At 63.5% G+C, this 21,127-nt stretch carries 11 protein-coding genes; 5 read left to right on the plus strand and 6 right to left on the minus strand.

Annotated features, from left to right (window positions below; translation table 11 throughout):
• Positions 1-46 precede the first annotated feature (46 nt).
• Positions 47-1,588, plus strand: a complete 1,542-nt coding sequence (locus CHB88_RS06645) for an acetolactate synthase large subunit (protein WP_089398540.1) — start codon at positions 47-49, stop codon at positions 1,586-1,588.
• Between the two features lie 273 nt (positions 1,589-1,861).
• On the opposite strand, the gene CHB88_RS06650 is transcribed toward CHB88_RS06645, so the two are convergent.
• The 5 genes from CHB88_RS06650 to CHB88_RS06670 form a co-directional block, all read right to left on the minus strand.
• Positions 1,862-2,635 carry a ferredoxin--NADP reductase gene (locus CHB88_RS06650; protein ID WP_089398541.1) on the minus strand — a complete coding sequence of 258 codons (774 nt, stop codon included), beginning with the start codon at positions 2,633-2,635 and terminating at the stop codon, positions 1,862-1,864.
• Between the two features lie 346 nt (positions 2,636-2,981).
• A complete protein-coding gene (locus CHB88_RS06655; protein ID WP_089398833.1) occupies positions 2,982-4,151 on the minus strand; it encodes an NAD(P)H-dependent flavin oxidoreductase in 1,170 nt (389 codons plus the stop codon).
• A 160-nt stretch (positions 4,152-4,311) separates the two neighbouring features.
• Positions 4,312-6,678 (minus strand): PAS domain-containing hybrid sensor histidine kinase/response regulator, encoded by a 2,367-nt coding sequence (locus tag CHB88_RS06660; RefSeq protein ID WP_089398542.1) that lies wholly within the window; start codon positions 6,676-6,678, stop codon positions 4,312-4,314.
• A gap of 129 nt (positions 6,679-6,807) precedes the next feature.
• Positions 6,808-8,031, minus strand: coding sequence for a sensor domain-containing phosphodiesterase (locus tag CHB88_RS06665; RefSeq protein WP_217900135.1), 1,224 nt, complete (start codon positions 8,029-8,031; stop codon positions 6,808-6,810).
• 210 nt (positions 8,032-8,241) lie between these two features.
• On the minus strand, positions 8,242-10,887 hold the full coding sequence (locus tag CHB88_RS06670; RefSeq protein WP_176442349.1) for a bifunctional diguanylate cyclase/phosphodiesterase: 2,646 nt from the start codon (positions 10,885-10,887) through the stop codon (positions 8,242-8,244).
• A 349-nt stretch (positions 10,888-11,236) separates the two neighbouring features.
• On the opposite strand from CHB88_RS06670, the gene CHB88_RS06675 reads away from it, so the two are divergent.
• Positions 11,237-12,397, plus strand: a complete 1,161-nt coding sequence (locus CHB88_RS06675; RefSeq protein ID WP_176442350.1) for a GGDEF domain-containing protein — start codon at positions 11,237-11,239, stop codon at positions 12,395-12,397.
• 162 nt (positions 12,398-12,559) lie between these two features.
• Here CHB88_RS06675 and CHB88_RS06680 read toward each other — a convergent pair whose 3' ends face one another.
• Positions 12,560-14,536, minus strand: a complete 1,977-nt coding sequence (locus tag CHB88_RS06680) for a PhoX family protein (RefSeq protein WP_089398545.1) — start codon at positions 14,534-14,536, stop codon at positions 12,560-12,562.
• A gap of 395 nt (positions 14,537-14,931) precedes the next feature.
• On the opposite strand from CHB88_RS06680, the gene CHB88_RS06685 reads away from it, so the two are divergent.
• The 3 genes from CHB88_RS06685 (at position 14,932) to CHB88_RS06695 (ending at position 21,116) form a co-directional block, all read left to right on the plus strand.
• Positions 14,932-15,360: a response regulator transcription factor gene (locus tag CHB88_RS06685; protein WP_089398546.1), complete on the plus strand. Its 429-nt coding sequence runs from the start codon at positions 14,932-14,934 to the stop codon at positions 15,358-15,360.
• A gap of 281 nt (positions 15,361-15,641) precedes the next feature.
• On the plus strand, positions 15,642-18,698 hold the full coding sequence (locus CHB88_RS06690; protein ID WP_176442351.1) for a hybrid sensor histidine kinase/response regulator: 3,057 nt from the start codon (positions 15,642-15,644) through the stop codon (positions 18,696-18,698).
• Between the two features lie 144 nt (positions 18,699-18,842).
• Complete coding sequence (locus CHB88_RS06695) at positions 18,843-21,116, plus strand: hybrid sensor histidine kinase/response regulator (RefSeq protein WP_176442352.1); 2,274 nt, start codon at positions 18,843-18,845, stop codon at positions 21,114-21,116.
• Positions 21,117-21,127: the final 11 nt, after the last annotated feature.

Raw genomic sequence — 21,127 nt, forward strand, 5'->3', positions numbered from 1 at the left:
AGAAAAGCCAGGGTGCCATCGCCACTGGCATCAAGGAGGAGAATCCATGAATGGAGCCAAGAGCCTGGTCGAGACGCTGCTGGCCAATGGCATTGATACCTGTTTCGCCAACCCGGGCACCAGCGAGATGCATTTCGTCGCCGCCCTGGACCAGACGCCCGGCATGCGCTGCGTGCTCGGCCTGCAGGAGAACGTGGTGACCGGCATGGCCGACGGCTACTGGCGCATGGCACGCAGGCCGGCCAGCACCCTGCTGCACTGCGGCCCCGGCCTCGCGAATGGCTTCGCCAATCTGCACAATGCACGGCGCGCGCAGAGCGGCATCGTCAACATCGTCGGCGACCATGCCACCTACCATCGGCCCTACGATCCGCCGCTGGCGGCCGACACCGAGAGCCTTGCACGGTCTGTCTCGGCCTGGGTGCGCACGACCGACCAGGCAAGGCACGTCGGCCGCGATGCGGCGGCCTGCGTGCAGGCGGCGCGCACCTCGCCGGGACAGATAGCGACGCTGATCCTGCCGTCGAACGTGTCATGGGACGAGGGCGGCATCGTCGCCGCCGATCTTCCGCCGCCTGCCGTGCCGTCGGTGGATGCCGCCGCCGTCGACCAGGCGGCGCGGCTGCTGCGCGACCGCGCCAAGGTGCTTCTGCTGCTCGCGGGCGACGCCGTCACGGTGGAAGGGCAGGGCCTGGCCTGGGACATTGCCCAGGCGTCCGGCGCCAGGCTAATGGTGGATTACGTCAACGGCACCATCGCCCGCGGCAGCGGCCGGGTGCCGCTGGAGCGCATGCCCTACAGCACCGACCTCGCGCTGGAAGCGCTGGCGCCGTTCGAGCATATCATGCTCGTCGGCGCGAAGGCGCCGGTGGCCTTCTTTGCCTATCCCGGCAAGCCTTCCGCCCAATATGCGTCGACGACGCAGATTCATGTGCTGTCCCGCCCCGAGCAGGATGCGGTGGCGGCGCTGCGTGCATTGGCAGGGCAGCTCGGCGCGAAGCGGGCGCCGATTCCATCACCGGGAGAGCGGCCTTCCATCGCCAGCGGTGCGCCGACGCCGGAGCGGCTGGCGCAGACGGTGGCGGCGCTGCTGCCGGAGAACGCCATCGTCGTGGATGAAAGCGTCTCCTTCGGCCGGGGCTTCTACCGCCATACCCATGCCGCCGCGCCGAGCGACTGGCTGCATTTGACCGGCGGCGCGATCGGCGCCGGCCTGCCGATGGCCACCGGCGCGGCGATCGCCGCGGGCGGCCGGCGCCGCGTGCTTACATTGCAGGCCGACGGTTCCGCCATGTACACGCTCCAGGCCTTGTGGACGCAGGCGCGAGAAAACCTGCCCTGCACCACCGTGCTGCTCTCCAACCGCAAGTACAACATCCTGATAGGCGAATACAAGGCCGTGGGCGCGGCGCCGGGGCCGACCGCGATGCAGATGCTCGATCTCGGCAATCCGGACCTCGACTGGGTAAAGCTTGCCACTGGCATGGGGGTGGAAGCCGCGCGGGCTGAAACCATGGAGCAGTGCGCCGAATTGATGGCATCCAGCTTCCGGCGCGAGGGGCCGTTTCTGGTGGAACTGGTTGTTTGAGCGCCGTCCTTGAGCGCCGCCGGTTGTGCGGCATTTCCATGGCCGGTCCTGGATCGGCTGATGGCGACGATTCGCGCTGCTGAAAGGCTTTAAGGAGAAACCGGAGATCGAGGGCGATTTCAGCGGTGTTCAGGGGAGGGGCGCCGCCGTCCACCGGCCTGCCTATCGCTCTGCTTGCCAGCGCAAGGCACGGTGAACGGGTTGGCCGATGATCGGCCAGCGAAGAAATCAGCCGGCGATGGAGGGCGAGCCCCCATGGCCGGCTTGATGCGTTTACTGCTCTGCGAAAGCGCGTTCGATGACGAAGTCGCCGGGGGTGGAGGTATTGCCTTCGACGAACTTGCGCTCTTCCAGCATGCGCTTCAGGTCGCGCAGCATGCCGGGGCTGCCGCAGATCATGATGCGGTCCACCGCCGGATCCAGCGCCGGCACGCCGAGATCGGTGAACATCTTGCCGTTCTCGATCAGTTCGGTAATCCGGCCCATGTTCTTGTAGGGCTCGCGGGTCACCGTCGGATAGTAGCGGAGCTTGCTGGAGACCATCTCGCCCAGGAATTCATGCTGGGGCAGATGCTCCACGACCAGGTCGTGGTAGGCAAGCTCGTCGACCGTGCGCACGCCGTGCACCAGGATCACCTGTTCGAATTTCTCGTAGGTCTCCGGGTCGCGGATGATGCTCATGAACGGCGCCAGGCCGGTGCCGGTGGAGAGCAGGTAAAGGCGCTTGCCGGGCAGAAGGTAATCGATCAGCAGCGTGCCGGTGGGCTTGCGGCCGACGATGATGGTGTCGCCTGGCTGGATATGCTGCAGGCGCGAAGTCAGCGGACCGTCCGGCACCTTGATGCTGAGGAATTCGAGGTGCTCCTCGTAGTTTGCGCTGACGATGCTATAGGCACGCAGCAGGGGCTTGCCGTTCACCCGCAGGCCGATCATCGTGAAATGGCCATTGCTGAAGCGCAGTGACGGATCCCGAGTCGTGGTGAACGTGAACAGGTTGTCGGTCCAGTGATGAACGCTCAGCACGCGCTCTTCGTTGAAGGCACTCATTTTTCCTCAAAGACGAAATAGTTCTGCAAAAACCCATTATTTTCGCCCAGTTCTGCCAATATGCCAACTTGCCCTTGCGGTTTTGGGCGTTAATCCGGCGCGGGAAGGGCGTTTTCCCTTGAGATGGCGGGTTCCGGGCGGGAGTTCGGCATTCTGCCTGAAAAGGCGAACCGCTGCTGGCAGCACTGCTTGTTGCAAAGCTTTCAACCAAATCCGGCGCCAGCCTGCAGGCGCGCCTCGTTCATTATCCGATGCCGCTTTCCGGCGCGGCCGGTTCGGCCAATGGCGAATCATGCTTCCTTCTGCTTGAAAACCACCGATCAGCCGTTTTGGCCGATCTTGTACGTCACGCCGCCATCGCCATCGGCTCCAGGCCGTTCAGCAGAAAAGCGATCAATTCGCGCACGCTTCGAATCTCGCTGCCGAACGGAAGCTTTTCGGACCCGCGGAAGAACAGGCCCCGTTTCACATCGCCCTTGAGAGCGAAGGCAAGACGGGCATCGATGCAGAACTGGCCGGCGCGGGCGATGCCGTCGCGCAGACCGCATTCATGCAGGCAATCGAAACCCACTTGGCATGCTTTCGGGCCGGCTTTCTTCTGCAGCTTGGCTTCCTTCTCCAGGTAACTCTCCAGCCAGGGCGTGCGCACGCCCCGCGCCGGCAGCCCGGCCACGCTCATGAAGGTGACGATGTCTTCCTCCTTCGCTTCGGCCAGCACCTTCTTGAAGTTGATATGCGCGTCGCCTTCCTCCGTCACCGCGAACGCGGTGCCGAGCTGTACCGCGGAAGCGCCTAGCGACAGCAGTTCGCGCACCTGTTCATGGCTGTTCACGCCGCCGGCGGCAATGAGCGGAATCCTCTCGCTTTCGATGCCGAGTTCCTTGAACAGCGCGAGCGTTTCGTCGAGCACGACGGAAAAGGCGAAGCGGGGCTGGTTCACGTCCTCGATCCGGGCCGCGCCGAGATGGCCGGCGGCATGGCGGGGATTTTCGATGACGATCGCGTCCGGCAGGCGCCCGCGGCGCATCCATTTCTTGAGAATCAGCGAAATGCCGCGTACATCCGACAGAATCGGAATGAGGGCGACGTCCGGATGGGCGGACGTCAGTTCCGGCAGGTCCAGCGGCAGGCCGGCGCCGACCACCACCGCATCGCAGCCGCTGTCGCACGCTTGCCGCACATGGGCGGCGTACTGTTCCACCGCGCGCATGATGTTGACCGCGACCATGCCCCTGCCATGCGCAATCTCCTTGGCCTTGCGAATCTCGCGGTCGAGCGCGACGAGGTTGGCGGCATCGATCCGGGCCTTGTCGCGCGACTTTTCGGTCTGCTCCATCAAATCGGCATGATGGCGCCGCAGATCGACGCTGGAAATCGTGCCGACACCCCCAAGGCCGGCCACGCTTCCGGCGAGCCGGTGGGCCGAAACGCCTACGCCCATGCCGCCCTGGACGATGGGGAGCAAGGGTTTGCCTTTGATGACGAGGGGCTTGAGTGGCGTCTGCAGCACGGTTATCCTTTCGGGAAACGGGTCAACGGGCGACTGTACAAATGCCACTCCTCAAAAACTTTGATCTGAGTCAATTTAGTCCGGATGATCCAGGCTCGCGGGTTTAGCTTCCGCCTGACGACCTGCCTCGGAATGGACGGGGGCATCCAACCGCCGGCACGGTATTTCAGTTTTGAGCGACGAGCAGATTCTGCAGCTGATCCACGCTCATCGGCTTCACCAGATGATGATGGAAACCCGCATCCATCGATGCCTGTCGGTCCTTTTCCTTGCCATAGCCGGAAAGGGCGATGAACAGGCTATCCGCTGTGGTGCCGCTCGAGCGCAGGGCCTGCACCAATTCATAGCCATTCATCCCGGGCAGACCGATGTCCAGAAGGTATACGTCGAAGGCGCCCTGGCGGTGGCGCTCGAGCGCCGCGGCGGCATCGTGTTCGACCGCCACCTTCAGTCCCATGTCCTCCAACAGCACCCCCATCATGCGCGCCGCGTCGATGTTGTCGTCCACGATCAAGAGCCGCAATCCGTGCAACGGCTTGTCCCGATCGGCTTCCATCGGGCGGCTGATCTCGGCTGCCCCTGCTTGCCGGGGCAGCCTGACGATGAACCGGCTGCCGCATCCGGGACCCGAGCTGGTCGCCGCCACCGTGCCGCCGTGCAGTTCCGTCAGGCTCTTCACCAGCGACAGGCCGATGCCGAGGCCGCCCTCGGTCCGGTCCAGCGGCCGCTTCTCCTGGTAGAACAGGTCGAAGGCATGGCTGATCAGTTCCGGCGACATGCCGGCGCCGTCGTCCTGCACGCACAGCGTTACCCACTCGTCATCCGCCTCCATGATCAGGCCGATGCGCCCACGCTCGGGCGTGTATTTCGCCGCATTGCTCAGCAGGTTGGCGACCACCTGAACCAACCGGTTGTGGTCGCCGCGCACATGCACCGCTTCGTATTCGAGGTCGAGATTGAAGCGGTGGCGCCGCTGCTCGAACAGGTGCTTGACCTGCTCGACGGCATCGTTGATCACATGCTTGAGATTGAGCGTGCGCTGGTCGAGTTCGATGTGCCCGCGCGTGACCCGGGAGGCATCGAGCAGGTCGTCCACGAGATGCGCAATATGCTTGACCTGACGGGTGATGGTGCCGCTCGCCTCTTCCAGTATGGGATCCTGCTTGGAGCGCGCGGCGAGAATTTCCGCGGCTGCGGAAATCGGCGCCAGGGGATTGCGCAATTCATGGGCGAGCATTGCCAGAAACTCGTCCTTGCGTGCGTTCGCCTCCATCAATGCAGCGTTGGCCAACTCTTGCCCGTGGATGTCGGTGTTTGATCCTATCCATTCCAGGATCTGTCCGTGCTCATCCCGCACCGGGGCGGCGCGAACCAGGGTCCAATGGTAATCGCCGGTGCGGTGCTTCAGGCGATTCTTGCTCTCGTAAGGCGTGCCATTCGCCACGCTGTCCTGCCATCGAACGGCGTCGCTCGCCCGATCCTCCGGATGAACCGCCTCCCATCCGAGCAGCGAGCCCTGCGGCAGGCCGGTGAAGTCATACCATTGCTGATTGAAGAAATTGTTCGCGCCGTCGGGCGAGGCAGACCAGATCATCTGCGGCACTGCATCGATGATGGCCTTGGCTCGCCTTTCGCTTTTTTGAAGCGCCGCGGTCGCATGGACTTCCTGAGTGACGTCCGAGCCGACAGCGAAGATGCCGATCACATCGCCGGCGCCATCGCGAATCGGCTGATAGATGAAGTTCATGTACACCTGCTGCTTCGTTTCGTCCCCGGTATGCGCCTGGAACGGAATATGGTGTCCGATATACGGTTCGCCGGTCCGGTAGACGTGGTCCAGCAACTCGCCGAAGCCCGTTTCCACGCCTTCCGGAACGGCTTCATGAAACGGCTTGCCGATGATCGCGCGATCCCCGACGATACGCTTGTTCGCCGTATTGGAAATTTCGAACCGGTGTTCCGGCCCGAGCATGATCGCAATCGGAACCGGCGCCTGTTCGAAGAATTCCCGAAGTCGGGCAATTTCGGCGATCGCCGCATTCCCCGCCCGGTTGCAATCGATTTTCCCTTCGCAGACGCCGAACGCGCCGCCGACACGGTTTCCGGAGTCACAGACCGGGGAGTACGAAACGGCGAATCGCGTCAATTCAGCGCCGTCTTCACCATGCAGCGTGAATGCGGCGTCTTGAAACGGGACGGCTCCACCCGCCAACGATTGGCCGATCAGGTTCGAAAGATTTGTCGATGCACTGCTCGATATGTCGCGCAGGGGGCTGCCCATGGCGCGCGGATGCCACTCGCCGAGCATGGCGATAAAGGCGTCGTTGTAGAAAAATGTCTGCGCTTCGCCCCAGACGAGAAACATGGGAAAGCGCGCGGCGAGCAGGATGTTCAACGCCGTCGTCAGCGCGGCAGGCCAGCCTGAAGGTAGGGGAAGAGCTGTTTGCGTCCAGTCGAAACCACGCATGCGGCTCGCCATTTCCCCGTTTCCCACACTTGGGAACACCAGATCCGAAGCGTCGCTGACAGACATGCCGATCTACCCGGAAGTTGAGCTAAATCAATATTACATCAGATAAATCAGGAAGGCTAAGTTCTCTTATGCCACATGCATGTGGCGTGCTGCCTAGGCGGTAAGGGAAGCGGAGCGCGCTCGGCAATATCAATGCAGGTAGGTCAGCAGGTCGCCGATGGGAGCAGGACGGCCGACGAAATGTCCTTGCACCGTCGATACGCCCAGCGCCTTGAGGGTGTCCAGCTCGGACTGCGTTTCCACGCCCTCGGCGATGATCTTCGCGCCGGTTTCCTCGGCGAAGCGGATGAAGGCGGCGGCAAGCGCGCGGCGCGAGCCGTCGCGGTCGATATTGCGGGTCAGGCTCATGTCGAGCTTGATCCGGTCCGGCGCCAGATTGAGGATGTGCCTGAAACTGGCATAGCCGGCGCCGGCATCGTCCACGGCGATGCGCATGCCACGGGCGCGAAACGGCGCCAGCTGGCTTGCCAGTCCATCGTATTCGGCAACTGCCGAGTGTTCGGTGATCTCGAGCACGACGCGGTCCAGCGGCATATTGCTGAAAATACCCGCCATGGCGCCGTCGAGAATGTGTTGCGGAGAAATGTTCACCGAAACATACATGTCGAGCGGCAAATGCTCGAGCGCCCTCAGGCCGAGCTGAATCGCGCGTGATTCGAGTTCGACCCCGAGTCCGACTTCATTCGCCTCGCCGAACCATATGTCGGGCGATTGCAGCGGCAGGGCCTGGAAGCGGGACAGGGCTTCCACGCCGACGATCTTGTCTGCGACGAGATCGTAGATCGGCTGATAGGCCGTCGAGAGCTTGTTGGAACTGAGCGCTTTCCTGATCTTGTGCTTGAGCTCGCGCTTGCGAACGACGGCCGCGCGTTCGGCCTCGATCAGCTTGGCGGTCACTTCGGCAAACGCGCGCATCATCTTCAGGTCGCGTTCATCCAGCGACTCGTCGGCGGTGAAGCTGAAGCAGCAGAAGGTGCCGTAGGTAGAGCCATCCGACAGCCGGATCGGCACGCTCAGGTGGGCGCCGACCGGAAGCGCATGGGTAACGTCCAGCGCCGCGGAAACCGGATTGCGCCGCGCGTCGCGCATCAGTTGAGGCAAGTGACCATCGACCACCCGCTTGCAGAAGGAGGCTTCGAGCGGATCGCCGGCGCCGGGCTTGATCGGATTGCGTGGATTTGTCGAGTCGACGTGGCGGAAAACGCGTTGTCCCTGGAAAAATTCCGAGACGAAGGCAACGTCCATTTCCAAGTGGCGGCGGACCGCTCCCAGGATCTGCGCCACCGTATCGCCCCGCGCGCCAGCTTGATGCTCCAGTCCGCTTGAAAGCAATGCAGAAATGCTCAGATCCAAGATTTCCTCTCTACCGTTCCGGTTTCTTAATATTCATCGTGATCATGCAGTTCATGAGACCTAGGCATGATCAGGTGCGGTAGTGTACCCGAAGCATCACGGAAAACGGAAGGTGAAAACGCTACGGATCCTCAAAATTACTTTTAAGAATCAAATGCTTACAGGAAACTAAAGGCGGCTTGCGAAGCCAGGCGAAACTCATCGGGGGTATTACGGATTGGCCGTCCCGGTTCGGATCGCTGCGTCGAGCACTTGCAGGTCGATCAGCATTTTCCGCTGGAGGAAGGCGCTGGCGGCCTCGGCCGGCACTGGCCTGGAAACGAAGTAACCCTGAATCTCGTCGCAACCGAGGGCTTGGAGGATCCTGAGCTGGGCCGGGTTTTCCACGCCTTCGGCAACGACCTGCATATCGAGCACATGGGCCATGGAAACGATGGTGCGGAAAAAGTCGACGCCATGCTTGCCATTCTCCAGTTCGATGGTGAAGGAGCGGTCGATCTTCAGCACATCCAGGTCAAGGCGCTGCAATTGGGAGAGGGATGAGTAGCCGGTGCCGAAGTCATCCACCGACACGCGTATGCCCAAGGCTTTCAGGGAGGCGATCTCTTCCGCCACCTTCGCGCTGTCCTGCAGCATGCAGGATTCGGTGATCTCCAGTTCCAGCATGGAGGGCGCGACCTGGAATCGGGTGAGCGCCGTCGCGATCTCCACCTCCAGGTCGGAATCGGTGAATTGCCGCGGCGAGACGTTCACCGAGATCGGTACCACCGGCAGGCCATCCTGCTGCCAGGCGACGATCTGCGCGCAGACCTGGTGCAGCACGATTTCGCCGATCTCGACGATCAATCCCGTCTCCTCGGCCAGCGGGATGAATTCCATCGGCGGGACCAGGCCACGGGTCGGATGCAGCCATCGCACCAGCGCCTCCATGCTGACCAGTTCCCCGGTCAGCGCATTGACCCGGGGCTGGTAATGGACGATGAACTGGTTCGACTTGATCGCATGGCGCAAGCCCTGTTCGTTGTTGGTGCGATTGACGATCTCTTCCGTCAGCTGCGGCGTATAGAAGGACAGCCGCCCCTTGCCGGCCCGCTTGGCGGCGAACATCGCGGTGTCGGCATGCTTGAGCAGCGAATCCATGTCCGGCCCGTCATCGGGGTAGACGCTCAATCCCGCCGACGCGTACACGACGTGCTCCGAGCCTTCGCTGAGGGAAAACGGCGACGCGAATGCATCCAGGATGCGGTCGGCGACCGGCACGGCATCGCCCGCGTCTTCCAGCCCGGGAAGGACGACGACGAATTCATCGCCGCCAAGTCGCACCACCTCGTCGCCGTAGCGCAGGATGGATTGCATGCGCAGGCTCGCCTGCCGGAGCACTTCGTCGCCCGCGGCATGACCCCGGGTATTGTTGACGTTCTTGAAGTCGTCCAGGTCGATGAACAGCAGCGCCACCTTCTTGCCGCTCGCCGCGGCGGCCTCGAGCGCTTCGGGCAAGCGCTGGGAAAGCCAGTTCCGGTTGGGCAGGCGGGTCAGCGAATCGACGGTCGCCATCTGGTGCAATGCTTGTTCATGGTCCTTGGCGTCCGTGATGTCGCGCAGCGTGATCGCCAGGCCTTCATCCGAGCGGACGATGCGCCGATACATCCAGCGCCTGTCCGAGCCCTGCAGCATCGGAAACTCGTCTTCCAGGAACCCCTTTTGCAGCGCCGAGCGGAAAGTCGTCATGACGCGCTCGAAGGCCCTGCCGGTGTAGAGCTGGGAAAAGCGCGCTTCATGCAGCTGATACTTCTGGTAGCCCAGCATGTTCGCGCCCTGTTCATTGCATCGCTCGATGACGAAGTCGGTGACCTGGCGCTCGGAGCTCTGCAGCGAACGGATCATGAAGAAACCCTCGCGCGCGCCTTCGGTCGCCAGGCGGTAGGTTTCGCTGATCGCCGCGGCCTGGTGCTTGCGCCATGCCAGGCGGCCAATGAAGACGCAACCGACGACCGCAAGCAGAAACATCACGGCGATGGCCGAGACGGCGATGCCCATGTAGTCTCTGCGCAGCGCATCGAACGATGCGTAGAGGTCTTCTTCGGCCATGGCGACCACTGAAACGAAGGGATAGTCTTCAAGACTGTTCCAGGCCACGATGCGGGAGCGCTCATCGAGAAACCGGCTGCCGGCGACGACCTGCACGCCCTGGGCTTTCGGGAACACCACCTCGTCCTTGACCAGGTTGCCGTGCTGGCGCACGTTGCGCCCCAGTTTTGTGGCCAGGAACTCGCCTGAGGTGGTGACCAGGGCGAGACCGCCGTTGTCCCCCTCCGAGGCATTGTCGTAGAAGGAGGCGAGGAATTCCGGCGCCACGCCCACATACACGATGCCGTCGAACTTGCCCTGCTTGTCCTTGAGGGCGCGGCTGAAGATGATGACCGGCTTGCCGACGATGCGGCCATGGTCGATCTTATGAACATGCAAGCCGGTGACGGCGCCGCTCTTGTGAGCCTGGAAATAAGGCCGGTCCGACAGGTTGACGCGCTGCGGGCGCTTGAGCAGGCCGGTAACGACGTCGCCATCCCGGTTGACTACGCCAAGCGAGAAATCGATCGTGGTGGGGTACAGTCCGCGCGCGGCCTGTTCCTCGAGATTGAGCGTGCCGCCGCTCTTTTCCCAGTAATAGGCGAGGCTCTTTGTGATCTGGTCGAGATGCGCGACGGTATGCGAGAGTTGTTCGGCATAGGACCGCGACAGGGATTGCGCTTCCCGGAACGCCTGCGCCCGTACGCTTTCGCGCTCCGCATCGATGCGGCTGATGCACAGGTAGCCGATCGTCAAGGCAACGGCGAGGCAGAACAAGGGCCAAGCCATGAGGGCCCACCGGCTGTTTTTCAAAAAAGCCAGTTGGGTCAACGCGCTTTTGACTTCACTCGTCTGAGTCTGGGTCTCCATGATCGTCCTCGCTGAGAGGCTTCCTCCGAATGCTGTCTGTTGGTATGGGGACCGGATTTCTTGTATGCAACTACAAAAGAGTAGCGCCAATATCTCGCATTTGTAAAGCAGGCGATGCACGAGGAAAGCAAGAAGATGCATTTGCCATGGCTTTTCTGGCAAGACCTCGAGAAAATCGCAGTTTCCGATTTATTTCCGCTGGTAAATCTTCTAGAATCCCCGCCGGAAATCACCAGACTGGCAAAAAACGATGAACAAGGCGATTGCTGTGGGTAGACGCGCGCATTCGGCGCTGCTGGCCAGAGTCGTTCCGGTCGGAACGGATTTACATTCCGAGGCAGGAGAAGAGTTCGCCAAGCTGCTGAACCTGGCCGTTCTCGCGGCCCTGGTGATCCCGGTTTTCGTTGTCGAGTTCGTCTGGTTCAGGCGGTGGGATCTGGCGATTTTGCTATCGCTTGCCGGCACCGTCATGGTGGGTGCGCCCTGGATAGCCCGCCGCACGGCCAATATCGGACTGGCCCGCGAGCTTTTCCTCATCAGCCTGTTCAGCTTCAAGCTCTATGAATCGCTGCTCATCGGCAGCGTCTTTTCGCCCGGCTCCATGTGGTTCATCACGATGCCGGTAGTCGGCATTCTGTTCGGCAGCATGGTGTCCGCCTCCTGCTGGCTGGCCATGGGCGTCGGCGCCCTCGTTGCCTTGCACGGATGGTTCCGGGCGCATCCCGTTTCTGCGCCTGCCCTGGCCGCGCACGCCGAGTTCATGTACACGTACAGCCTCGTCTTCATGGGCTTGGCCATCGCCGCCTTCGTGTTCATGATGGAGGTGGCCAGAAAAAGGGCATGGGTCCGGCTGCAGCAGGCAAACGCCACCGTCAAGGAACTGGCCGAGCGCGATCCGCTCACCGGTCTCTACAACCGCAGGCACGTCTGGAGCGAACTCGAACAGGAGGAACGACGGGCGGGCGCCGAGCGCTCATCCTTCTTCGTCTTCCTGCTGGATATCGACCATTTCAAGACGATCAACGACACCCATGGCCATGCGGTCGGCGATGCCGTCCTGCAGCGCGTCGCGTCCGCATTGGGCAATGAGATACGCGGGACCGACTGCTTCGGCCGTTATGGTGGCGAAGAATTCATCCTGCTGTTCAAGAGCGCCAATGGCCTGCACCCCGAACGCTTCGCGGAGCGGCTGCGGCAGTGCGTGGCGTCGCTGTCGTTCGTGAGCGTCGAGGGTCCGCGCAAGGTCACGGTATCCATCGGCATCGCCGAATTCTCGCCCGGCGAAAGCTTCAGCAAGACCATCAGCCGGGCCGACCAAGCGCTATACGTCGCCAAGGCATCGGGACGCAACAGGGTAATCCGCGCCTTTCCTGCCGAGGAATCCGATGGCGACGCCATTCGCACGGCGTGTGTTCGCCAGGCTGCTTGAAGGCCTGGAACCGTCGGTGCATGCTGCGGCATGACACCGACCTGAACCCTGCGCAGCCATGGCACGCTTGCCGTTGAGATCGGCAAGCCCGGCCACGCCCGGGAAAGATGACGGGAAGCGCGCATGCCCGCGCTTCTCATCCTGCCTGACGCCAGGCTGCGCTCAAGCCTTCCCGAGCGACATCTGCCTGAGGTCGGCGGTGAGATACCCCACCGCCGCGCCAAAGCCATTCTTGTAGTTGGCCTTGATCAGCGGATCGAGCGTCGATTTCACCGTGTTGTGAATCGATCCCCAGTCGCCGGCGTGCTGGAAGTTGCTCATGATGTAGGTCCAGCCGTTGATCTCGTCCACCGCATGCAGGCCGGTCGACTCGCCGCCGGCCGGAATCGACATGATGCGCGACAGCTGCCTGGTGTCGACGTTGTAGGCCCACAGGAAGTTGTTGACGTGCTGGCTGCTGTCCTCGCCGATGAACAGGGTGCGCATCTTTTCCGAAAACTTCAGGTTGTCGGGGTTCGCCACCTTGTCCGGATTGGCGGTGTTGCCGAGCGCATCGGCGGCGATGTCTTGTCCCACCAGCAGCGCCTTGATGTCCACCGGCATCCACTCGCTGTTGATGGCGGCGCCGCTGGTATCCTGCACGCCGGCCTTCAGGTTCAGCGCCATGACCGCGCCGGCCACCAGCTGGCTGGGCAGCGACACGCCATTGGCCGGAACGTTGAGCGCATTGCCGGCCACCATCGAGCTCTGGCAGTTCTGCAGCGCCGAGTAGGCGATCTTGTCCCTGGCGTTGACGGTGGTGCCTTCCATCTTGGTGAAGGCGGTGGATGCGCCGACCAGCGCCGCATAGCGGTGGGTCTCGAGGAAGGCGGCCGCCTTTTCCATGCCCGGCACCAGCTTGATCCACTCGGTGCGGCCGTTGGCGGCGACCTTGGTGTAAGACGCGTCGGACGGGTCCGAGGTCTTCACGTCCATGATCTGGGTCGGCTGAAGGATGGTCGCCATCTGCTTGATCTCGGCGCTGGTGGCCGAGCCGAGCTTGATCCAGGTCAGCGGTGCGCCGCTGCCGTTGGGATCGAGCGAGAAGCCGGCGCCGACTTTTGCCGCATACAGCGTGCCGGAGGAGAGATCCTTCTCGCGGTCGGCGACGAAGACGAAGTAGGCGCTGTTGGTCGCATCGTCACCCATGAGCACGGTACGGTTGTCCGGCATCACCTGCACCAGCTCGTGAGAGATGCGGCCGAGGCAGTAATGCTTCTTGATCGATGCGGTGCCGTCGGCATTCACCGTGACTTCCGGCAGATGGCCGTAGTTATACGGATTGGCGACGGTTTCGCTGCCGTAGAGGTTCTTGCTGAAGGCGCGGAACTGCGCGTCGGTGGACGCGGTGAAGGCATTGGGCTCGTACTCCTCGCTGGAGAGGTGGGTGCCCCAGGGCGAGAGGCTGGCGCCGCAGGTGATCCACAGGCCGTTGACGGAGGAGGTGTCGACGTTGTGGTACTTCACCAGCGACAGCTTGCCGGTGGCGGGATCCTGATCCAGCGTCAGCACGGCGATGGGGGAGGGCAGCTTGCCGTACATGCCGGTGGCGCCGTCCTGCGCCAGCGAGGTGTATTCGAACTGCACCACCGCGAATACCGTGTTTCCTTTCACCCCGGCGACCATGGCGTTGGGCACGGTGAGCAGCGAGGTGCCGTCGGGAGAATCGGAGAAGAACTGGCGCGGGCTGGCCGGCACGGTGGTGTCGATGATGGGCTGGTTGTAAATGTCGTAGTAGCCGCCGGCGAGAATGGTGCCGCCGTTGCCGTCCGGGACCCGGTCGCCGGTGATGAAGAAGGGCTGGTAGGCCAGCTTGAAGTCCGCCTTGGTGGCGTCGCTGAAGTTGACCGTCATGGTGGAGCCGACAGTGGTGGTCGCCATGGCCGCCGGCGTGCTCAGGGTCGGCGCCGGCATGCCGCTGAAGCTCACCGACGCAAAGGATACCGTCGACTTCAGCGCGTCGGCCGCCGGTACGGCATCCGAACCGCCGCCGCAGCCGTTGAGCAGCGTGGAAGCAAGGGCCGGCCCGAATGGCAGCAGCGGCGCGCCAGCGAGGAACTTGAGTGCCTTGCGGCGGGAGAGTTGGGTGTTGTCAGTCATCTTCCTGGATATGAAGAGTTGATCGAATTGTTGTTGCAAGGACCACGTTCATGGCGAGCGAATTATAGGAACCGCATATGACCGCAATGTGACAGCCGTTGCCTTGGCTATCACGCCCTGGCTGGTGGTTCGAAGTCCCAATCACGTGCCGCGGCTTGCCGCCAGAAATGCATTTCCCCGTTTCCCTGGCGGCGCTTCGCCCATTGCGTGGATGAGCGTTGCATCTGCGGCGGGCTGAAGCGAAGCCGGTTTATCGAAAGCAATTTTTGTCAGTCGGATGTCAGAGCCAAGTCAGCTCTGCGTCAAGCGCCGGCCGTACCCTTGCAGTTCTCAAATCAACGATCGATGCCTGTTCTCCGGTGCTCGGCGGCCGGAGCGGAAGCGTCCACACCGATATGGAAACTGTACTGATTGCGGCAGGCGATGCTTCCCTCGCGGAAGACATGAGCCACATCCTTTCCCAAGTCGGGTATGACTGCTGCATCGCCAGCGATGAGCCGGGACTGCTGGACCGGATGCGCCATCGCCGGCCGGATGTCATCGTCCTCGACGCGGCGCTTCCCGCGATGGGCGGCATCAGGGCGCTGCGCTGCCTGCGCCATTTCGATGCCTCGGTGCCGGTTCTGCTGATGACGAGCGGGCGCGGGGTGGGTGACTGGATCCGGGGCGTGGAAGCGGGCGCCAACGATTTCATGGCGCTCCCGGTGCGGTCGGAAAATCTGGTTCCGCGCGTCGCCGCGCTGCTGCGGCAAGCCGATCCGGCGGTGCATCCGTTCCGCATCGAGGATGCGCGCCAGGCATGCCCGGCACAGGAACATTCATAAAGGGCGCATCGCCGGAACTTCATTCCCGCGAACCGAGGAGCCGCCACGCCGTTGTTGCGTCGGCGCGGCGGCCCGCTGTTGATCAATCCTCGCCGTGGTTCGTCCATCAGGCGCAAGCCGCTTCAAACCGAATTCGGGCATACTTTGCCTGAGCCATCACTCCGCCATTGAGCCGAAGGGAATCACGATTTCGTGAGCCTTCGCGCTTGGCCGTTCTCGCTTGCAGGCGTCTTGCGGCCGGGACGTGGCTAGCTTGGCCGATGTACTTTCCCTTGAGGTTTATGCCATCCCTAGACAAGCTGACGTTTGAACAACGTTTTCGCCTCGTTTCCGATCAACTGCAGGACCGCGCCCTCGTCACGCTGGATATCGGCGGAACGATCGTCGACTGGACCGCCGGCGCGCAAGCCATGTTCGGCTGGAGCGCGGCGGAAGCGGTCGGCAAGCCTTTCACCCTCCTGTTTACGCCGGACGACATCGCAGCGGGCATTCCCGCGCTGCAGTGCCAGGCTGCGCGGGAAGCCGGAAGGACGCACGGCCTGCGCTGGCACGTCAGAAAGGATGGATCCCGTTTCCTCGCCGATGGATCGCTAACGGCGCTCAAGCTGGAAGATGGCTCCGTGGCCGGCTTCGCCAAGGTGTTCGTGGCCGCCACGACCGCCTTGCAGCTTCAGGAAAGCGAAGCGAAGTTCAAGGCGATGGTCAATGCCACGCCGCACATGGTCTGGTCGGCGCTGGCCGATGGCAGCGGCGATTACTTCAATGAACGGATGATCCGTTTCGCCGGCGTGCCGGCCGACGCGCTCAAGGGAGATCGCTGGCTCATGCTGGTGCATCCCGACGATCGCGCCAGAGCGGAGAATGCCTGGAGGGAAGCCATCCGGGCAGGCAGGCCGCTGTCCCACGAGTTCCGGTTCCGCGACGCCTCCGGCGACTATCGATGGGTGTTGTGCCGCGGCGAGCCGGTCCGGGATGATGCCGGACAGATCGTCCGCTGGATGGGCACCAATACCGACATCCATGAGCAGAAGGCCGCCCAGGCGCAATTGGCCGAAAGCGAAGAGCTGTTCCGGTCCCTTGCGACCGCCTCGGCTCAGGTGATCTGGCGCGCCGATGCCGACGGCAAGGTGATCAGGGACTCGGTCTCCGCCCGCGCGTTCACCGGGCAATCGGTCGAGAAGTGGCAGGGCGACGGCTGGCTCGATGTGATCCATCCCGACGACCGGGAGAGGGCGAACGCGGTATGGATGATATCGGTGGCCGAGGGCTCCGATTACGAAAACGAGTTCCGCGTGCGGCATCTGAGCGGACAGTACCGGTGGGCGGCCGCCCGCGGCGTCCCGATCCGCGATCGGGATGGCGCCATCCGCGAATGGATAGGCACCATCAGCGATATCACCGAGAAAAAGCAGACCGAGCTGGCGCTGCGCGAAGCCCGCCTGCGGCTCGAGGCAACGCTCGCCGCCGGCGATGTCGGCACCTATGCCTGGGATGTCCGTACCGACCGGGTCTTTGCCGATGCCAACACGGTAAAGCTGCACGGCCTGGCGCCGGAATGCGCGAAGGGCGCCCCGGCACAAGCCTATTTCGCCAGCGTGCACCCGGAAGACCTGGACGAGGTTCGGCAGCGCATCGAGCAGGCCATCGCCGGCAGGCAGCCTTTCCAGGCGCTGTACCGCGTCCGGCTTCCGGATGGCAGCCAGCGCCACATTCATTCCCGCGGCAACGTCGGTGCCGCTCCGGGGAGCGATTCCCTGTGGCTGTCCGGCGTCGCAATCGACGTCACCACGCTGCAGGAGACGGAGGAAGCCCTGCGCAACCGCGAGGAACGCTATCAGGCGCTCTTCAACACCATCGAGGAAGGCTTCTACATCATCGAGCTGATCTACGATGAAACCGGCACCGCGGTGGATTACCGCTTCCTGGAAGCCAATCCCGCTGCCGGAAAGATCAACGGCCTGCACAACGTCGTCGGCAAGACGCTGCGGTCGATCTTCGCTTCCCCCCGCATGGAATGGGTGGAGCGTTACGGACAGGTGGCGCGGACCGGCCAGCCGATGCGCTTCGTCGATTACTCGCCCACGCTGGGCCGCTGGTTCGATGTCTCGGTGAGCCGGCTGGGCAGCGAACCGGGCAGGCAGGTGGCGCTCCTGTTCAGCGACATCACCGACCGCAAGCGAAGCGAGGAGCAATTGCAGCGCCTGGCGGCCGACCTGTCGCAGGCCAACCGGCGCCAGGGGGAGTTCCTGGCCACGCTGGCGCATGAATTGCGCAATCCGCTGGCGCCGCTGCGCACCGGCCTCGATCTGGTCAGCATGACCATGCAGCCGCCGGAACCGATCGCCCGGGTGCATGCCATGATGAGCCGGCAGGTCGACCACCTGGTGCACCTGGTCGACGACCTGCTGGACCTGGCCCGCGTCAACAGCGGCAAGATCGTACTGAAACGGTCGCGGCAGCCGCTGGCGGACGTGATCCAGGCGGCGGTCGAAGTCGGCCAGCCGCTGATGCGGGAGAAGGGCCATGAGTTCATCCTGCGCCTGCCTGACGAACCGGTCTGGATGGACGTCGACAGGAACCGTCTGAGCCAGGTGATCAGCAACCTCCTGACCAATTCGGCGAAGTACACGCCGCCCGGCGGCAGGATCATGCTGGCGCTGGAGCGCGAAGGCGGCATGGCCGTCATCCGGGTGACGGACAATGGCATCGGCCTTGCCGCCGACGACGTGCCGCGGGTATTCGACATGTTCACCCAGGTAGGGCGGGGCCTCGGCCATTCCCAGGGCGGGCTCGGCATCGGCCTGAACCTGGTCAAGCGCCTCACCGAAAAGCATGGCGGCACGGTATCGGTTTCCAGTCCCGGCCTCGGGCAGGGCAGCACCTTTACGCTGCGCCTGCCGGTCGAGCAGCGCGGCACGGATGGCGCCGACCTCGATGTACAAGCGCCGTCCGGGGCCGTCGGCGCGACGGAACCGCTCAGCATCGTCATCGCCGACGACAACCGCGATGCGGTCGAAGTGCTGCGGCAATTGCTTGAATTGAACGGTCACAATGTGGCCGCCGCCTATGACGGCGAGGCGGCGCTGGCGGCGATCAGACAGTCGCAGCCGGACCTGGCCTTGCTGGATATCGGCATGCCCGGCCTGAACGGTTATGAAGTCGCCAGGGCGGTTCGCAACGATGCGGGGTTGCAGAATACTGCCCTGGTGGCCGTGACCGGCTGGGGCAGCGCCGAGGACAGGGCAAGGTCGAGCGAGGCCGGCTTCGATCACCACCTCGCCAAGCCGGTCAGCTATGACATGCTGCTGCAGCTGATTGCCCAGGTGGGAGCGCGATAGGCCCGACCAAGGCGCTGGCGCCAAAAATCTCGGCCGGACACGCGATACGGCGTCATTTTTGCAAGACGGTTTGCTACTATTGGCCTGCCAACTTTTTGCACGACGCGCCTTCCGCGTTTATGACCAATGAATCAGCTGACTTCCATGCGCCTTTCGACCCAGTTGGCTTTGCTGCTCGCCGGCTCGATACTGGTGCTGACGCTGGCCCTGACGGCGCTGGTTGGCAGGCTGGCAACGGAGAAGGTGAAGGCGGACATCGGCGCGCGATTTGCCGACCTGTCGTTCCAGGCCGTCGACAAGATCGGCCGCAGCCTGTCCGAGCGGCAGCGGGAATTCGAGTTGCTGGCCGCCCGGCCGGATTTCGCCGAGCCCGGCGTTTCCGCAGAGACCAAGCGGCGGTATCTCGAATCGCTGCAGAAGAACTATCCCCACTATGCCTGGATCGGCATGACCGACAACGACGGCAAGGTCATGGTCGCTGCCAACGGCATCCTGGAAGGCACGAACGTGGCCAGCCGGCCGTGGTTCGTGCGTGCGATGCAGGGCTTGCACCTGACTGACGTGCATCAGGCCGTTCTGCTCCAGAAACTCCTGCAACCCGGCTACGGCGACGAACCGATGCGCTTCATCGATCTGACCTTTCCCTACCGTGACAGGGAAGGGCGCATGGCCGGCATCCTCGGCGCCCACTTGAGCATGAAATGGGCGGAAGAAATCGAACGGTCGATCCTGCTGCCGGCATTGCGCCGCCAGGGCATCGAAACGATCGTGCTGGACAAGGATTACTCCGTCGTGCTCGGCCCGCCGGAGCTGATGAATCTCACGCTCTCCTTCCCGGCGCTGAGCGCGGCAGCGGAACCGCAGACCGGCTACGCGATCCAGCGCATTGCATCGGCCAATGAATACCTGCTGGGATACAGCAAGAGCAGCGCGGCCGCCGGCCACCCCAGCCTGGGCTGGACCGTCGTGGTGCGCCAGGATCTCAAGGCGGCGTATGCGCCGGTGCGCCAGTTGCAGCAGCAGATCATGGCAATCGGCCTGGCCGTCGCGGTCCTGTTCGCCGCCCTCGGCGCATTCCTCTCCGGACGCATTTCCAGGCCGCTGCGCCTGCTGACGGAAGCGGCTCACCGGGTGCAGGCAGGCGAAGACAGCCGCATCAGCAAGCCCAAGGGCGGCTACGCCGAAATCCATGTGCTGCACCGGAGCCTGCAAACCCTGCTGGAAAAGCTGCAGGAGAAGGAAGCTGCCATGCTCGCCGCCGACAGGCGCAAGGATGAATTCATCGCTACGCTCGCGCATGAACTGCGCAACCCGCTGGCGCCGATGCAGAGCGGGCTTGAACTGATGCGGCTGAGCGGCAACAGCCCGGCGGTCGTCGCCAGGGTGCAAACCGTCATGGACCGCCAGCTCGGCACCATGGTGCATCTCATCAACGACTTGCTGGATGTGTCGCGCATCACCCGCGGCAAGGTCCAGCTGAGAAAGGAGCGCATCAGTCTGCGCCAGGTGCTGGAAAGCGCCATCGAGACCGCGCGGCCGCTGATCGAGTCGCGCCGGCATGCGCTGGATCTGCGCCTGCCGGCCCATGATATCTGCATCGAGGGCGATCAGGCCCGGCTGGCGCAGGTCGTCGGCAACCTGCTGAACAATGCGGCCAAGTACACGCCCGAGCATGGCCGGATCGCGCTGGAGGCTTGCCAGGACGGCGACGATGCGGTCATATCGGTTGCGGATGACGGCATCGGCATCGCCCAGGAATCGCTGCCGGCGATCTTTGAGATGTTCAATCAGGTTGGCAAGACCCAGGATTCATCCTACGGCGGGCTTGGCATCGGCCTCAACCTGGTGCGCCAGCTGGTCGAGCTGCACGGCGGGACGGCGACCGCGGCCAGCGCCGGCATCGGCCGGGGCAGCACCTTCGTCATCAGGCTGCCGGCCGGGCCGAACGCCCGATCCGCCGCGCAGCCGGAAGCAGCGCTGCCGGTTCCAATGCAGGCGATCGAGTCGGCCGCTCCTGCAGTGACGCTGCGCATTCTGGTTGTCGACGACAACAGCGACGCCGCCCAGAACCTCGCCGCCCTGCTCGAGGCACTCGGCCATGAAACGAGCATTGCTGCGGATGGCCGGCAGGCGCTGGAAGCGGTGCCGCGGTTCCGCCCCGACATCATCTTCTCCGACATCGGCATGCCGGTCATGAACGGCTATGAATTTGCGCGCACGATGACTGCCACGCCTGCCAGCCGCAGGACCGTTCTCGTCGCCGTCACCGGCTGGGGTTCCGAGCGGGACCGTCTGCGCGCAACGGAAGCCGGCTTCGACTACCACCTGACCAAGCCGGCGCAGCTCGCGGATATCCGCCGGATATTGCAGGAGGCCTTCCCGGCCGGCGAGGACGGTGCCCGGGATCGCGCCGCCTGAGACCGGCTGCA

This window comes from Noviherbaspirillum humi (assembly GCF_900188095.1).
In the GTDB taxonomy this organism is placed as follows: Bacteria; Pseudomonadota; Gammaproteobacteria; order Burkholderiales; family Burkholderiaceae_D; genus Noviherbaspirillum; species Noviherbaspirillum humi.

Coding starts and splice junctions, on each gene's coding strand:
- CHB88_RS06645 (WP_089398540.1), top strand. CDS start 47: ATGAATGGAGCCAAGAGCCTGGTCGAGACGCTGCTGGCCAATGGCATT.
- CHB88_RS06650 (WP_089398541.1), bottom strand. CDS start 2,635: ATGAGTGCCTTCAACGAAGAGCGCGTGCTGAGCGTTCATCACTGGACC.
- CHB88_RS06660 (WP_089398542.1), bottom strand. CDS start 6,678: ATGTCTGTCAGCGACGCTTCGGATCTGGTGTTCCCAAGTGTGGGAAAC.
- CHB88_RS06670 (WP_176442349.1), bottom strand. CDS start 10,887: ATGGCTTGGCCCTTGTTCTGCCTCGCCGTTGCCTTGACGATCGGCTAC.
- CHB88_RS06680 (WP_089398545.1), bottom strand. CDS start 14,536: ATGACTGACAACACCCAACTCTCCCGCCGCAAGGCACTCAAGTTCCTC.
- CHB88_RS06685 (WP_089398546.1), top strand. CDS start 14,932: ATGGAAACTGTACTGATTGCGGCAGGCGATGCTTCCCTCGCGGAAGAC.
- CHB88_RS06690 (WP_176442351.1), top strand. CDS start 15,642: ATGCCATCCCTAGACAAGCTGACGTTTGAACAACGTTTTCGCCTCGTT.
- CHB88_RS06695 (WP_176442352.1), top strand. CDS start 18,843: ATGCGCCTTTCGACCCAGTTGGCTTTGCTGCTCGCCGGCTCGATACTG.